This is a genomic window from Mycolicibacterium gadium, assembly GCF_010728925.1.
GTDB lineage: Bacteria > Actinomycetota > Actinomycetes > Mycobacteriales > Mycobacteriaceae > Mycobacterium > Mycobacterium gadium.
Genome location: NZ_AP022608.1, coordinates 3,221,140 through 3,235,932, shown reverse-complemented (window position 1 = coordinate 3,235,932; position 14,793 = coordinate 3,221,140). Strand labels below are relative to the sequence as shown.

General features: G+C 61.6%; 14 protein-coding genes. All 14 read left to right on the top strand.

Features of this window, described 5'->3' with window-relative positions:
• The first annotated feature begins 65 nt into the window (after positions 1 to 65).
• The 14 genes from G6N36_RS15875 to G6N36_RS15810 all read left to right on the top strand — a co-directional run bounded on the left by G6N36_RS15875 (position 66) and on the right by G6N36_RS15810 (position 14,782).
• Positions 66 to 1,190 carry an epoxide hydrolase family protein gene (locus tag G6N36_RS15875; RefSeq protein ID WP_036349499.1) on the top strand — a complete coding sequence of 375 codons (1,125 nt, stop codon included), beginning with the start codon at positions 66 to 68 and terminating at the stop codon, positions 1,188 to 1,190.
• A 162-nt stretch (positions 1,191 to 1,352) separates the two neighbouring features.
• Positions 1,353 to 2,792, top strand: a complete 1,440-nt coding sequence (locus G6N36_RS15870; RefSeq protein WP_163687404.1) for an aldehyde dehydrogenase family protein — start codon at positions 1,353 to 1,355, stop codon at positions 2,790 to 2,792.
• A 315-nt stretch (positions 2,793 to 3,107) separates the two neighbouring features.
• A complete protein-coding gene (locus G6N36_RS15865) occupies positions 3,108 to 4,568 on the top strand; it encodes an MFS transporter (protein WP_163687401.1) in 1,461 nt (486 codons plus the stop codon).
• A complete protein-coding gene (locus G6N36_RS15860; RefSeq protein ID WP_013470368.1) occupies positions 4,558 to 4,986 on the top strand; it encodes a MarR family winged helix-turn-helix transcriptional regulator in 429 nt (142 codons plus the stop codon). Before G6N36_RS15865 ends, G6N36_RS15860 begins: the two co-directional genes overlap by 11 nt.
• Before the next feature lie 282 nt (positions 4,987 to 5,268).
• The gene (locus G6N36_RS15855; protein WP_163687397.1) at positions 5,269 to 6,660 is read left to right on the top strand and encodes a Rieske 2Fe-2S domain-containing protein; all 1,392 of its coding nucleotides are present in this window, start codon (positions 5,269 to 5,271) and stop codon (positions 6,658 to 6,660) included.
• On the top strand, positions 6,657 to 7,199 hold the full coding sequence (locus G6N36_RS15850) for an aromatic-ring-hydroxylating dioxygenase subunit beta (RefSeq protein ID WP_163687394.1): 543 nt from the start codon (positions 6,657 to 6,659) through the stop codon (positions 7,197 to 7,199). The genes G6N36_RS15855 and G6N36_RS15850 overlap by 4 nt, the downstream gene beginning before the upstream one ends.
• 106 nt (positions 7,200 to 7,305) lie before the next feature.
• A complete protein-coding gene (locus tag G6N36_RS15845; protein ID WP_163687391.1) occupies positions 7,306 to 8,337 on the top strand; it encodes a 2,3-butanediol dehydrogenase in 1,032 nt (343 codons plus the stop codon).
• A gap of 54 nt (positions 8,338 to 8,391) precedes the next feature.
• Positions 8,392 to 9,645, top strand: coding sequence for a CaiB/BaiF CoA transferase family protein (locus G6N36_RS15840; RefSeq protein WP_163687389.1), 1,254 nt, complete (start codon positions 8,392 to 8,394; stop codon positions 9,643 to 9,645).
• On the top strand, positions 9,642 to 10,808 hold the full coding sequence (locus G6N36_RS15835) for a thiolase C-terminal domain-containing protein (RefSeq protein WP_163687386.1): 1,167 nt from the start codon (positions 9,642 to 9,644) through the stop codon (positions 10,806 to 10,808). The genes G6N36_RS15840 and G6N36_RS15835 overlap by 4 nt, the downstream gene beginning before the upstream one ends.
• Positions 10,809 to 10,844: 36 nt before the next feature.
• Positions 10,845 to 11,303: a Zn-ribbon domain-containing OB-fold protein gene (locus tag G6N36_RS30115; protein WP_069416765.1), complete on the top strand. Its 459-nt coding sequence runs from the start codon at positions 10,845 to 10,847 to the stop codon at positions 11,301 to 11,303.
• Positions 11,290 to 12,336: an FAS1-like dehydratase domain-containing protein gene (locus G6N36_RS15825; protein ID WP_163687383.1), complete on the top strand. Its 1,047-nt coding sequence runs from the start codon at positions 11,290 to 11,292 to the stop codon at positions 12,334 to 12,336. The genes G6N36_RS30115 and G6N36_RS15825 overlap by 14 nt, the downstream gene beginning before the upstream one ends.
• Positions 12,337 to 12,366: 30 nt before the next feature.
• On the top strand, positions 12,367 to 12,564 hold the full coding sequence (locus G6N36_RS15820; protein ID WP_069416767.1) for a ferredoxin: 198 nt from the start codon (positions 12,367 to 12,369) through the stop codon (positions 12,562 to 12,564).
• Positions 12,565 to 12,815: 251 nt separating this feature from the next.
• On the top strand, positions 12,816 to 14,231 hold the full coding sequence (locus tag G6N36_RS15815) for an aromatic ring-hydroxylating oxygenase subunit alpha (RefSeq protein ID WP_083043724.1): 1,416 nt from the start codon (positions 12,816 to 12,818) through the stop codon (positions 14,229 to 14,231).
• Positions 14,228 to 14,782 (top strand): 3-phenylpropionate/cinnamic acid dioxygenase subunit beta, encoded by a 555-nt coding sequence (locus tag G6N36_RS15810; protein WP_163687380.1) that lies wholly within the window; start codon positions 14,228 to 14,230, stop codon positions 14,780 to 14,782. Before G6N36_RS15815 ends, G6N36_RS15810 begins: the two co-directional genes overlap by 4 nt.
• The last annotated feature ends 11 nt before the right edge of the window (positions 14,783 to 14,793 follow it).

Here is a 14,793-nt window from a genome sequence, read left to right as displayed (position 1 = left end):
GGCTGGTGGCCCCCAAGTCCGCCGATAGCAGCGTGTGAGGAGTGACCTTGAGTGCCGTGCGCGCAGTGAGACCATTTAGCATCCACGTCGCCGATGACGTTCTCGACGATCTACGAACGCGTCTTTCGCGGACCCGTTGGCCGGAAGCCGAATGTGTACCGGACTGGACCCAGGGCATCCCGCTCGGGTACACCCGCGAACTGGCCGCCTATTGGGCCGACGGATACGACTGGCGGTCCCGTGAAGCCGCCCTCAACCGATTCGATCAGTTCGTCGTCGAAATCCACGGCGTGGACATCCATTTCATCCACCAGCGATCTCCGCACCAAGAGGCTTTTCCGCTGGTGATCACCCACGGCTGGCCCGGCTCGATCGTGGAGTTTCACAACGTGATCGAGCCGCTGACCAACCCGACTGCCCACGGGGGACGGGCCGAGGACGCCTTCCACGTGGTGTGCCCGGCGCTTCCGGGCTACGGTTTCTCCGGCAAGCCCACCAACGCCGGCTGGGGTGTCGGGAAGATCGCGCAGGCCTGGGAGACGCTCATGCTGCGCCTTGGCTACCAGCGCTACGGCGCCCAGGGCGGCGACTGGGGCGCAGCGATCACCACACAAATGGGCCGCAACCGCGGCCACTGCGCCGCCATCCATCTGAATATGCCGATCGCTTACCCTCCAGCGGGCGGCATCACCGATCCGACCGAGGAAGAACAGCTGGCCCTGGCCGCCCTGACGACTTATCAGCGTTGGGAGACAGGCTATTCCGAGCAGCAGTCCACCCGGCCTCAGACCGTCGGCTACGGACTGGCCGATTCGCCGGTCGGCCAGATGGCCTGGATCGTCGAGAAATTCGCAGCGTGGATGGACTGCGACGGCCATCCCGAGAACGTGCTCAGCCGCGATGAGCTCCTCGACAACGTCATGATGTACTGGGCTACCAATAGTGGCTCCTCCTCGGCCCGGTTGTACTGGGAGAGCTTCAAGACCCTGGACGCGACAACTCGTGTGGAATTGCCCACTGGTATTGCTGCCTTCCCCAAGGAGGTCCTGCGCGCACCGCGAAGTTGGTGCGAACCGATCTACAACATCACCCATTGGACGACCATGCCGCGCGGCGGGCACTTCGCCGCTCTGGAACAACCGAGGCTCTTCGTCGACGACATCCGCGCATTCTTCGAATCCGTGCGGTGATGCGGCCAGCCGGCAGGCAACGAAGCTTTGGGAGCACGCTTTCGATGAGCTAAACTTTCTGTATTGCGGAGATATTATCTGCTAGCAAGAGGATGCCCGCTGACAAGCACGTGTCAACTATCAAGGAGGCGATGAGTGGTAGACGACCCACGGAGTGCAGTCATGAGAACGTGGACGCTCCCGCTAGGTGACGCAACTTTGCAGGGCCAAAGCGTCTACGACGTGGAGGATCCGTGTACCGGCGACGTGCTGACCCAGGTGCCCGACTGCAGCAGTGAGGATGTCGACAGGGTGGTGGCGACTGCACATGCCGCTCAACGCGATTGGGCGCTGCGGACGCCTCGCCAGCGCGGCACCGCGCTGCGGGCTTTGGCGACACTCATGCGCGATCACTCTGAAGAGCTCGCGCTGCTCGACGCAATTGACGGCGGCTTTCCACTGCCTGCGATGCGCGACGACGTCACGTGGGCGGCCGACGTGCTCGAGCTGATGGCAGACGACGCGCTCGACCTCGGCGGACGGACTATCCCGCTCTCGGCGAACCTGCACTACACGCTGCAGCAGCCCTACGGCGTAGTCGCTCGAATCGTCCCCTTCAATCATCCCGTCCTATTTGCAGGATCCAAGATCGCCGCTCCGCTGATGGCGGGGAACGCCGTGGTGCTCAAAGCTCCCGATCAAACACCGTTGTCGGCCATCCGGCTCGCCGAGCTCGCCAGGGAGGTCCTGCCCGAAGGCCTATTCGGGGTGGTAACCGGGCACGGGGCAACTGCCGGCGCCGCGTTGGTTGCCCATCCACTAGTCCGGCGAATCGGCTTCATCGGCTCCCCGGGCACGGGCCGACATATCCAGCGCTTGGCGGCCGAGCACGGCGTCAAATACGTCACGCTGGAACTCGGCGGCAAGAACCCGATGATCGTCATGCCCGACGCCGACCTCGAGGCGGCTGCCAAAAGCGCCGTGGTAGGGATGAACTTCACCACCACCGCGGGCCAATCATGCGGATCAACAAGCAGACTGCTGCTGCACGAAGCGATCGCTGACGAGGTGATTGATCTGGTCGTCGATCAGGTCGCTGCCATCAAGGTAGGCGACCCGCTCGTTGACGGCACGGACATGGGACCCGTCATCGACCAAGCGCAATACTCAAAGTCGTTGCGGGCCATCGAGTCAGGACGGGCGGGCGGCGCCAGCGTACTTACCGGTGGAGGACGCGCGCAGGGTGTTGGTAGCAAAGGCTGGTATGTCGCCCCGACCGTATTGGCTGGAGTGGCACCACAAGCCGATGTCGCCCGCGACGAGATCTTCGGGCCCGTTCTTTCGGTGCTGACCGTCCGTGACGAAGCCGAGGCTGTCGAAGTTGCCAACAGCGTCGAGTTCGGGTTGACCGCCGCGGTGTGGACCAACGACGTAAGCCAAGCCCACCGCATGGCTGCGGGACTTGATGCCGGCTACGTCTGGATAAACGGCAGTGCACGCCATTACTGGGGGTTGCCCTTCGGCGGTTGGAAATCGTCAGGTGTTGGATCCGAAGAGTCCACGGAGGAACTGTTGTCCTACACCCAAGTCAAGGCAGTAACCGTAACCGTCACCTTGGACTGAACTGCGTCGATGCGCTGGAAGGCGTCGACTGCGGACGGTGACCTTTCTCGCAGTCGAAATCCTGTGGGAGAACTGCTATTTGACGTAGGGCGTCAGTCGGCCGTGCATCGGCGCCCCAGACGATAAGCGACCGATTAGAAAATCGACTCGGGACACGGCATCGCGCCGTTGCGGGTATGTGACACGCGGCTGTTTCCCCCGGAACCCCTCCGATGCCCGCGGCGGCGGCTATGTCCGGCGTCGGGTCGGGCAGCACGCAATCGACTGGTACACGCCGACTTGCGCTAGCATCAGTTGTAGTTTCAAAATAGTTGTGTGAATGAAACTGTTGTCGAACGACTGAGCCGCCGGCACAAGGCCTTCGTCCTGGCGTCCTGCTGCCTGAGCGTGCTCATTGTGTCGATCGACGTGACCATCGCCAACGTTGCAATCCCGAGCATCCGCGCCGACCTTTCGGCGTCGCCTTCGCAAATGCAGTGGGTCATTGACATCTACACCTTGATGGTGGCCTCGCTATTGCTGCTCTCGGGTGCCATGGCCGACCGATTCGGTCGGCGGCGTACGTTGCAGATCGGGTTGACAATCTTTGCGTCGGCCTCCCTACTGTGCAGCGTGGCTCCCAACGTCGAAACGCTGATCGGCGCCCGCTTCCTGCAGGCGATCGGCGGTTCGATGCTCACTCCTGCTGGGTTGTCGATCGTCACGCAGGTGTTCACCGGCAGAGTGGAGCGCGCGCGCGTCATCGGCATATGGGGGGGCGTCGTAGGCATCTCGATGGCCTTGGGTCCGATCATGGGCGGAATACTTCTCGAGTATGTTGACTGGCGAGCAGTGTTCTGGATCAACGTGCCGATCTGCGCGCTTGCGGTGCTGTTGACCGCGATCTTCGTTCCCGAATCCAAGTCGGTCACCATGCGCGACGTCGACCTGATCGGCTTGGTCCTGGGCATGGCCTTCCTGTTCGGACTGGTGTTCGTGCTCATCGAAGGGCCAGGGATGGGCTGGACCGACACCCGCGTCGTCGTTAGCTGTTGCCTCGCAGCGCTGGCCTTCGCGACATTCCTGCGCTACGAGTCACGCCGCCTCGACCCGTTCGTCGAGCTCCGATTCTTCCGCAGCATCCCGTTTGCTTCGGCGACGGCCATCGCGGTGTGCGCATTCGCTGCATGGGGCGCGTTCCTGTTCATGATGTCAATCTATTTGCAAGGGGAGCGCGGGCTTTCAGCGGTGAATACCGGGCTGATGTTTCTGCCCGTGGCCGTCGGCGCATTCATCTTCTCGCCCTTGTCTGGCCGGCTGGTGGGGCGATTTGGTGCCAGACCGTCGCTGATGATCGCCGGCGCATTGATCGTCGCCGCGACTCTCATGTTCGCGCAGATGAGCGACGCTACCCCGCAATGGCGAATGCTGGTCGCCTTTGCGGTTTTCGGCGTCGGTACTTCGATGGTGAACGCACCGGTCACAACCGCGGCCGTCAGCGGTATGCCGACCGACCGCGCCGGTGCGGCGGCGGCTATCACATCCACGAGCCGACAGGTGGGCGTCGCCATCGGTGTGGCCATATGTGGCCCGGTCGCTGGTGCGGCATTGGGCGACACCAACGTCGATTTCGCGGTCTCCGCCCAGCCCCTATGGCTAGTGTTCGCTGGAGTTGGTGTGCTGATCTTCACGCTCGGTGTCTACTCGACGTCGAAGCGCGCGCTGCGCTCAGCAGAGCATCTGGCGCCGCTGATCGCAGGAACCGATCCGCGACGGGAGGCTGCCGATGTCGCGTAATCCGGAAGCGGACGAGGTCTGGCGCGCGATGACCGCACTGGTCACCGACAACCGCGACAGTTGGAGGCGAGCGACCGTCGACCAGACGGGCCTACCTTTCAGTCGCATCCGGATCCTGCTCCGGCTGTCCCGCGGTTCGATGACCGTCAAAGAGGTCGCGCACGCCGTGACAATCGATCCCCCGGCGGCCACGGTGGCCGTCAACGATCTGGAGGACCGCGGCCTAGTCATGCGTCAGACTATTCCCACCAACCGGCGGTACAAAGTGGTATCACTGACCGACGCCGGCTGGTCGATGGTGGCCACCATCAATGCGGTCGACGACCCGGCTCCCGAAGCGCTTGCGGCACTTGAGGGTAATGAACTGAGGGCGCTGCGCGATGCGATAGCAAGAGTCAGCGCCGCCGCCAAACACTGAATGAAAGCCGCGGCCGGATCGCTCAACGAACGACTCTCAGTCCGGCCTAGCGAACCTGCAACATGCCAGGGTCGCTGTGGGTCTGCAGAAGTCGGGTCAGATGGCGGGATTGGTGGACCAAGGGCCGCGAGTGTCGAGAAGAACCCTGTTCGGTTGGAGTCCTGGGTGGCAGACGTCGGTCTGCGAGGGGATGCCGGCTGATACCGCCGTTACCGCGGTGGCCTAAATAATAGCTTGCAAACAGTTATCATCCTATGTAAGCTTCCGTGTGGTGTAGCCCACATGAGTGCTCACGTTCTACGGGCACAAATCGATAGGAAGGTGCGCCCGGTGGATTCGATGGCGCCTGATGCGACGACAATGCGAACATTAGAGAATGCGCGCGGCTCCATCCTAAAGGGTCGCCTCCCTGCGTCTCTCATCGCTAATGCAGCGCTTTACGAGCTTGAATTGAAGCGAGTATTTGGTAGGACCTGGCAGTTTCTCTGCCACGAAGACGAGATCCCCAATGCGGGTGACTATGTAGTGCGCTACATCGCTGATAACTCAATTATTGTCGCGCGGCAGCAGGATATGACGATTCGGGCGATGTCGAACTCGTGTCGGCACCGCGGCACGCTGCTTTGCCGAACCGAGTCTGGGAATGAGTCGGCGTTCCAGTGTCCGTACCACGGTTGGACCTATCGAAACAACGGTGATCTCATCGCGATACCTGCGCAGCAGGCAGTGTACGGTGCTGCGTTCGACAAGAGTCGGCTAGGGTTGCGCGCTCTGCCGATGCTGGACTCGTACGCGGGCCTTGTCTTCGGGTGTGTGTCGGATGAGGCGCCGGGACTGGATGAGTACCTCGGGGACATGCGCTGGTATCTCGACTTGATGATGAAGAAGAGCCCGACCGGCCTTGAGGCGTGGGGTGCCCCGCAGCGTTGGGTGATTGACGCGAACTGGAAGACCGGCGCCGACAACTTTGTTGGGGACGGCTATCACACGGTCATGACGCACCGTTCGATGTGTGAGCTGGGGTTGTTACCGCCCGATAATGTGGCCGTTTCGCCGGCCCACGTCAGCCTATCGGGCGGGCACGGGGCGGGCGTTCTAGGCGCACCACCCGGCATACCCGCACCGCCGTACATGGGCTATCCGGAGGAAATCGTCTCCGGTCTCAGCGAGGGTTACGGCGATGACGTCCATGGCGAGATGCTGAAACGGACGATGTTCATTCATGGCAATGTGTTCCCGAACTTGTCCTTCTTGAACGCCTTCATCGCCAAGGACGGGCAGTCTATGCCGGTGCCCATTCTGACCTTGCGGCAATGGCGTCCCTTGGACGCAGCTCGTATGGAGGTGTGGTCGTGGTTCTTCGTGGAGCGCAACGCGCCCGAAGAGTTCAAGCAGCAGTCGTTTGAGACTTATGTTCGGACGTTCGGGGTCGGGGGTGTCTTCGAGCAGGATGACGCCGAGATATTCCAGGCTATTACCAAGGGAACACGCGGCGAGTTGGCTGGTGGTGTGGAGCTGAACCTGGAGATGGGACTGGACAATCTGGCTCCTGATCCAACGTGGCTGGGCCCGGGACGACCGTTGGCCAGTGGCTACGCCGAACAGAATCAGCGCGAGTACTGGAAGCAGTACTTCGACTATCTGGCCACACCGAGAAGGGATGAGAACGTATGACGACAACGGTGCCGCAGGATCCACCTAAGGCTGCGAGGGTTTCGCGCGACGTGCGCGAGGAAATCGAAGACTTCCTTTTCGACGAGGCCGATCTGTTGGATCGCGATGAGTTCGAAGAGTGGCTGGAATTGCTGGCACCGAATGTGCACTATTTCGCGCGCGTCCGTCAGACGCTTCGCAGAGCAGGTGGCCCGGGGTTCTCTGAGCGCTCTATGCACCTGAGTGATAACTACACGAGTCTGAAGATGCGTATTCAGCGGCACCGAACGTCGTCGGATTGGGCTGAGGATCCTCCGTCGCGGATCCGGCACTACATCACCAATGTCAGGGTCAGGTCTGGTGAGGACAGCGATGAGTACCGTGTGACGTCGAATGCGTTGCTGGTGCGCACGCGCGCGGACGAGCCTAAGGCGGAGACAGTCGCTGCCGAGCGCCGAGACATTATTCGTCGCGACGAGACGGGTTTGAAACTGGTCCAGCGCGAGATCCTGCTGGATCACACCACATTGCCCACGCACAACCTGTCATTCTGGATCTAAGGTGCCGGTGAGCTTGACATCATTACGGCGGCGCCTCCGCCGAAACTCCGGCCCACGAACGTTGTGGCCGAGCGAATTTGGGTCTGTCCTTAAGGTAGGCCGGTAGGTGCGCGCAGCTATTTATCACGGCCGCGAAGACGTGCGGATTGAAGAGCTTCCCGACCCGAGTCCACGTGCGGGCGAAGTGGTCATCGAGGTGGCCCGAGCGGGGATCTGCGGCACAGACCTGCATGAGTACATCGCCGGTCCGATGCATGCTGCGCCAGGGGTCGTCATTGGCCACGAATATTCCGGGACGGTGGTCGGCGTCGGGCCCGGCGTGCGCGAGTTCACCGAAGGTGACCGAGTCTGCGGCGTCGGCGTTTTCGGCTGCGGTGAATGCGGCTTCTGCAAACAGGGGGCTGAAGCACTCTGCGGAACAGTCGGTTTCATCGGCTTCGCTGTCAACGGAGCACTTGCCCGCTACGCGTCGTTGCCGACGAAGGCGTTGTTTCGCATCCCGGATGAGATCAGTCTCGCCGAGGCTGCCGTCGTTGAACCGATCGCGTCGGCGTACCACGCTGTCCGCCGTAGCGGGTTGGCAGCGGGTGGGACCGTCTTCATCGCCGGCGCTGGCCCGATCGGCCTCGCCCTGGTGCAGTTCTCACTTGCCAAAGGTGCGACTCAGGTCATCGTCAGTGAGGTTTCGGCGACGCGCCGCGTTGCCGCTCACCGGGTCGGGGCTACGCGCGTAATCGATCCTCTGGCTGAGGATGCAGTTGAGGTGGTTCGGACGTTGACGAACGGAAACGGCGTCGACATCTCCTTCGACGCTGCCGGCGTACAACCCGCGCTTGATGCGGCGTTGGGCGTGCTGCGCCCCCGCGGTCGATTGATGGTCGTGGCGATTTGGGAGGCTCCGGCTGGTATCGACATCAATCGAAGCATCATGCGCGAAGCAGATATTGGCTTCTCATTTTGTTACGAAGCGCAAAGGCAGGTCCCGGCGATTCTTGACTTACTAGCTACGGGGGCGATCAGCCTCGGTGAACTCATCACCGACGAGATCCCGTTGGATGCCGTGATCAGTCAGGGCTTCGAGGAATTGCGCGTCAACCGCGATGCACACGTAAAGATACTGATCGACCCATCGGCATAGCTGCGACCGGTATCGCACGCAGTAGATGTCACGCCGCCGCACCAAAGGAGTTAAGTGTCTGCCAATATGGAGAGCCTGTTCGACGGTCTGACCGTCCTCGAGCTGGGGCACGTGATCGCGGCGCCTTTCGCTGCGTCGCTGATCGGCGACTTCGGAGCACAGGTCATCAAGATCGAAGACCCCGGCTCAGGCGACATGTTGCGCGGGTCCGGTCCGAGGAAAGACGGAGTGCACCTTTGGTGGAAGTCCGCGGCGCGGAACAAGTCAAGCGTCGCTATCGATCTGCGTCTCCCCGAGGGGCAAGCGCTGGTGCGCAAAATGGTCGAACGCGCCGACGTGGTGATCGAAAACTTCCGCCCGGGAACGCTCGAGCGTTGGGGACTGGGATGGGAGGAACTGCACGCAGCGAACCCGCGGCTGATCATGTTGCGGATTTCTGGGTATGGCCAGATCGGCCCGGAGAGCGCAAAGCCGGGATACGGACGGGTCGGCGAGGCCATGAGCGGAGCGGTACACATCACCGGGCACCCTGACCGACCACCGACGCATTTCGGTTTCTCCCTGGGCGATGTCACGACAGGAATCATGGGTGCGTTCGCTGTTGCCGGAGCACTCTTCAAACGTGAAGCGATCGGGAATCGCTTCGATGGGGAATGTATCGACCTGGCTCTCTACGAGTCACTGTTTCGTGGAATCGACTGGCAGGTAATCCTCTACGACCAGTTGAACTATGTTGCCGAGCGTCAGGGCAACCAGTTTCCGGTCAGCCCGTCACCGGTGTCAGATACTTATCTCAGTTGCGATGGGGTGTGGTACACCGTGGCGACCGGCACCGTCCGGTCAGTACAGAGCCTGCTCGAACTGCTGGGCGGCACGACTCTGCGCAACGATCCGAAGTACGCGACACAGGAACTGCAGATGTTGCACCGCGAGGAGCTCGGCGAGATGGTTCGCCAGTGGTTCGCCGAAAACAACTCCGATATTGTCGAAAAGGCCTGCGCGAGCGCGGGTGTCGTGGCTGCGCGGATCTTCACGCCGGCAGAGATGTTCTCCAGTCCCACGTTCGCGGCTCGCGAGAGCCTGGTCGAGGTCGCTGACCAGGAATTGGGTCCGGTCCGCGTCACCGGGGTGGTGCCGAGGTTGACGAACTTTCCCGGATCCGTGCGCAGCACCGGGCCCCGTCTCGGGATCCACGGCCAAGAGGTGCTGACTGAGTGGCTCGGCTTGGCCGACTCGGAGTACGAGGCGCTGGTATCGAGTGGCGTCGTCGGGGCGGTCGACGTTGACGGAGAGGTTCCCGGGCATTGAATTCGCTGCGGGACAGGGCTTGCATCGTCGGCGTTGGTCATACGGTCTACCGTCGTGATGCCACTGAGTCGGCAACGGACCTTGGCCTGCAGCTTGAAGCGGCCCATGCCGCGATCGTGGATGCCGGGCTGTCGGTTGGCGAGATCGATGGCCTCATCTGCCCGATCAACGGTGGCACGGCCGAAGATTTCATCGCGAATCTTGGCCTGACGAATGTTCGTTACGCGGTGACTTCCCATACCGGAGGCGCGGCAAGTGTGGCGGGTCTGGCAACTGCGGCGATGGCGGTTTGGTCGGGCGTCGCTCGCCATGTCCTCATTCCCGCGGGCTGGTGTGGATACTCAGGTCCGCGTGCCCGCGGGATGGCATCGAGCGCGGACATGGCGATAGGCAAGGTTGTCCGGGATTATTACGCGCCACAGGGCGCGGTGTCGGCGGTGCACCAGTATGCGCTCGTGGCCGACCGCTACGTCCGCAAGTATGACGTGCCGCCTGAAGCGATGGGGGCGGTGGCAGTTGCGTTTCGTGCTAACGCGCAGCTCAACTCGAATGCGGTGATGTGCGGCCGTGAGTTGACGATGCAGGACTACCTCGACGCTCCACCGATCAGTTCGCCGTTGTGTTTGTTCGATTGCAGTTTGGAGACCGACGGCGCAGCAGCGGTGGTGGTATCAGGGGCCGAATGTGCGGCTGACGGCCCGCACCGGCCGGTGTTTGTGATGAGCGTGGCGGAAGGTCGCCCATTTCCCGTCGACGAATTCGCCAACAGGGCCGATCCATTGGAGATCGGGCTCGCCGAGGCGGCGCCGCGCGCGTTTGCCGACGCCGGTGTCGCCCCGTCTGATATCGATCTGCTCGAGGTTTACGACAGTTTCACTGTCAACGTGTTGCGGCAGATCGAAGCGGCCGGATTCTGCAAGCCGGGCGAAGCAGCGGATTTTGTACTCGACGGGTGTATCGCCGCGGACGGCCTGTTGCCGACGAATCTCAATGGCGGTTTGCTCTCCGAAGCGCACGTGCAAGGGATGAACAATCTGGTCGAGGCGGTGCGGCAACTGCGCGGGGGCTTAGCGGAGCGCCAGGTCCACGACGCGGAGTTGGCCGTAGTGACCGGTATGGGCGGCGGATGGGGTTCAGGTGCTCTCGCCATATTGCGTCGGTGACGGCGTTGTGACTGGCCGCTTCACAAGGGGCCCGATGTGAGGCGAACGGAAACGGATGTCGCAGCACCGCTGTTGCCATCCCTGGAAGGTCTCACGGCGGAGTTCTATGAGCATTGCCGACGTCAGGAGCTGTCGTTTCAGCGGTGTTCAAGGTGCGGCCGTTGGCGTCACGTTCCTCGCCTGACGTGTGCTGGCTGCGGCAGTAACTCCTGGTCTTGGCAGAGGTCGTCGGGCAGGGGAGTGGTATTCAGCTACACGGTTATTCACCGCGCGCTGCATCCCGGGTTCGACGAGGCCGTCCCGTTCGTGTGCGCCGTTGTCGAAATGGATGAGGGTGTGCGGATGGTGGCACGGATAGTGGACCTAGTTGCCGACCGGACGGCGATGCTGGTTGATGCGGCCGTCGAGGTTGTCTACGTGCACGTCGCCGATGATGTTGTGCTGCCGGCATTTCGGCTGTCCGCTGCGGAAGTGCGGGGCAATGGCCGCCGCTGACGAGTTACGCGATCGTGTCGGTGAGAAGATCCACTTTCGAGGAGCCGACTCGGTGACGCAGAACGACATCCGCCGCAAACTGGAGGTTTTCACCTTTTCCTGCCCACTGCATGACGACGAGGCGGCAGCGAAGGCGCACGGCTACCTCGGCGTCGTGGCCCCGGTGACGATGACCCCGCTGTGGGGGCTGCCGCCGTATTGGGCACCCGGACAGCCCAGTCCCTATCTGGTCGACGGGCAGGAGATGACGGGCAACATCACCGACACGCTGGCTCTGCCGTTCAGCCGATCGGTCAACGTCAGCAGCGAGTGGCAATACCACACACCGCTGTACTTGGGGGACAGGTTGCAGGGGACTACGACGATCATCTCGGTAGAGCAGAAGCGCACCCGGGTGGGTACCGGAGTCTTCCTGCAATACGAGTCGGAGTACGTGAAGTTTTCGGGAGAACTGGTGGCGCTCAACCGAAATACCGTCTTCAACTACGACCCAGACGACGCCTCCAGGCCTGAGCCCGGCACTTCGGCCCGCGCCCAGCAGGGCGACCGAGGTCCCCGCACGCGCTCAGTGGATGATGCCGATACCAGTGTCGACTGGAACACGCCACTTCAGTTCGACGACGTTACGGTCGGTGCGCAAGTGCGCGGACCGGCTCTGGCCCTGACCTACCAGCGCATTGTGATGAACATTGCCGCGGATCGCATGTTTTCCGGGATACACCATAGCGCCGCGGCCGCTCATGCCGCGGGGCTTGCCGACATCATCTTCAATACTCGTGGCCTGGAAACTCTTTTCGAGACCGGGCTTCGTCGCTGGATGGGCCTTCGCGGCAGGTTGGTGCATCTGGGTCCGTTCAAGATGAGTGCCTCAGTTCACCCGGGCGACGTCGTGCAGGCGCGATGGACGGTGACTGGCAAGCATGCCCAGGCTGGCGCAGAAACCGTAGATCTCGATTTCGGTGTCTTCGCCGGGGATCGGCAAGCGGTGCAAGGGATTGCCGCCATCGCCCTCGATGGCAAAGAGCAAAGCTGATCAGAAGTTTGTAGGACAAGAGGGGTTCCCATGAGTGTCATCAAGGCGGACGTGGAGGTCTGCCAAGGCTACGCGAACTGTGTCGTTGCAGCGGCCGACGTCTTCGACATCGGTGATGCGGGAACCGTTGTCATTCTTGATGACACGGTAACCGAGAGCGCTGAGGCAAGGATCGTCACGGCAATTCGCAGTTGTCCCGTCTCGGCTTTACGTCTCGCAACGATTTGAGTGAGACGGCCGTGAACGTGCAAGTACCAGCGGGTGAGTGCGTCGACCATGGTTGAGACGAGTTGGTTCCCGAATGTGCTTGCGTTTCAACCGGCACGAGTTCTGCTGCTTGCAGGCCGACCGGGGTCTGGCTCCACTCGACGAGGTACGACGTGAGATCGACGCCTGGCAGACGCGGTGACGGTTTGTGGTGATCTGAGTTACGGCTGTCTCGGGGGTGGTTCGGGCATTACAGCAAAGGAAAGGTAGCGATGACGTTAAGAATGATTACTTCAGGCGGTTCAGATCAAACCGCTCGTAGTCTCGTCGATGTCGATCGCGGGGAGATCAGTCGCGAAATCTTCATCGATGCTTCGATTTTCAACCGTGAGTTGGAGTATTTGTTTCCGCGAGCCTGGTTGTTTGTGGGCCATGCCTCGCAGGTGTCTGCGCCGGGCCAGTTCTTCTCGTCGAGGATGGGTTCGGATCCGGTGCTGTTGACCCGTGACGCTCAAGGTGATGTGAATGTCCTCCTCAATTCGTGCCGACATCGGGGTATGGCGGTGTGTCGCTATGACGAGGGCCGTACGCTGCAGTTCACCTGCCCCTACCATGGCTGGTCGTACTCGATGGACGGTTCGCTGGTGTCCACTCCAGGGGATTTGCACGGTGTGCCGCAGCAGGGCATGGCCTACGGCAATGGCCTTGACAAAGCGAGTTGGGGACTTGTCAGGGCTGCCAAGGTGCACAACTTCAAAGGCCTGATCTTCGCGTGCTGGGACCCCGCCGCCCCGGATTTCGACGAGTATGTCGGCGACTTTCACTATTGGCTGGACAACCTGGCTGATGCTTTCGATGGCACCGAGGGCGCGACCGAGGTGTTCCGTGGAGTGCAGAAGTGGCGCATCAGATCGAATTGGAAGTTCGTTTCAGAAAACTTTCTGGGCGATACCTATCACGGGGCGACGACTCACGCCTCAGTTGAACAGGTGGGTATCGGCCCGGGCGGCAGAAACTCCCGGCGTCACGGTGAACGACAGGATCAGGGTGGTTTTTCGAAGGGCCGAGTGAAGACGTCGTTTCGTACGGGCCACGGTGCATCGGACAACCTGGCGTATGAGATCGCCTATCCTGAGTTCGCCGAAGAACCGGCCTTGAGTGAGTACTTCTCCCAGGCCTGGGCACTCCGTAAAGAGCGGTTAGAGGCGCAGGGCAGACAGCTCGGTGGTCGTGGCCCAGCGACGATGTTCCCCAATATGTCGTTCTCCGCCGGTTTTCCGCGGACGATCCTGGTGTCACACCCGATCAGCCCCACCGAAACCGAAGTGTGGCGGTGGTACCTCATCGACAAGAACGCACCCGATGATGTACGTGACTGGCTGCGCCGCTATTACATGCGCTACTCGGGTCCTGGAGGGATGACGGAGCAAGACGATATGGAGAACTGGAATTACGCGACGCAGGCCAGCCAGGGCGTGATAGCCCGGCGCTATCCCTACAACTATCAGCAGGGTCTCGATATGGAAACTCCCAGTGCGCTCGACCAGGCTGTGCATTCTCACCACCCCATCGCAGGCGAGGTGAATGCACGCGCCTTTTACCGGCGATGGGCCGAGTTCACCGACAACCTCTCGTGGCCTCAACTCATCGAACTTGCCAAATCCGACGAGAGAGCCGCACGGTCGTGAGTGCAACGGGCGGTGAAATTTCCACGAGGCAGGATGCGGTAGAGAAGTTGCTGCTTCAGGCCGAAATCGCCGATTTCCTCTATCGGGAAGCCGACCTGCTCGACGAACGACGTTACTCCGAATGGCTCGGTCTGCTCACCGACGACTACGAGTACTCCGTTCCACTGCGGGCGAACGTCGCCTACGACGACCTCGCGCAGCTGGAGCAGACTCAGGAAGGTCACGACATCTGCTGGTTCGACGAGAAAAAGGAGACCGTCGCTTTGCGGGTGGAGCAGCTGATGACTGGCCTGCACTGGGCCGAAGAACCCGTCTCGCGAGTGTCACACCTGGTTACCAACGTGCGTATTGAAGGAGTAAACGGCGCGGAAGTCGATGTGAGTTGCCGGTTCCTGGTGTATCGAAACCGGGTCGCCGATGAGACTGATTTGCTGGTCGGCCGGCGCAAGGACCGGTTGCGCCGCGTCGCCGGTGACTGGCAACTGTGCCGTCGCCGGCTACTCCTCGACCAAACGGTCTTACTCGCTAAGAACCTGTCGATCATTCTATGAAGCCGGACCAT

What these genes read in the sequence shown, in the direction of transcription:
- G6N36_RS15820 (WP_069416767.1), top strand. Translation starts at nt 12,367, where the DNA reads ATGAGTGTCATCAAGGCGGACGTGGAGGTCTGCCAAGGCTACGCGAAC.
- G6N36_RS15870 (WP_163687404.1), top strand. Translation starts at nt 1,353, where the DNA reads ATGAGAACGTGGACGCTCCCGCTAGGTGACGCAACTTTGCAGGGCCAA.
- G6N36_RS15855 (WP_163687397.1), top strand. Translation starts at nt 5,269, where the DNA reads ATGAGTGCTCACGTTCTACGGGCACAAATCGATAGGAAGGTGCGCCCG.
- G6N36_RS15850 (WP_163687394.1), top strand. Translation starts at nt 6,657, where the DNA reads ATGACGACAACGGTGCCGCAGGATCCACCTAAGGCTGCGAGGGTTTCG.
- G6N36_RS15860 (WP_013470368.1), top strand. Translation starts at nt 4,558, where the DNA reads ATGTCGCGTAATCCGGAAGCGGACGAGGTCTGGCGCGCGATGACCGCA.
- G6N36_RS15825 (WP_163687383.1), top strand. Translation starts at nt 11,290, where the DNA reads ATGGCCGCCGCTGACGAGTTACGCGATCGTGTCGGTGAGAAGATCCAC.
- G6N36_RS15815 (WP_083043724.1), top strand. Translation starts at nt 12,816, where the DNA reads ATGACGTTAAGAATGATTACTTCAGGCGGTTCAGATCAAACCGCTCGT.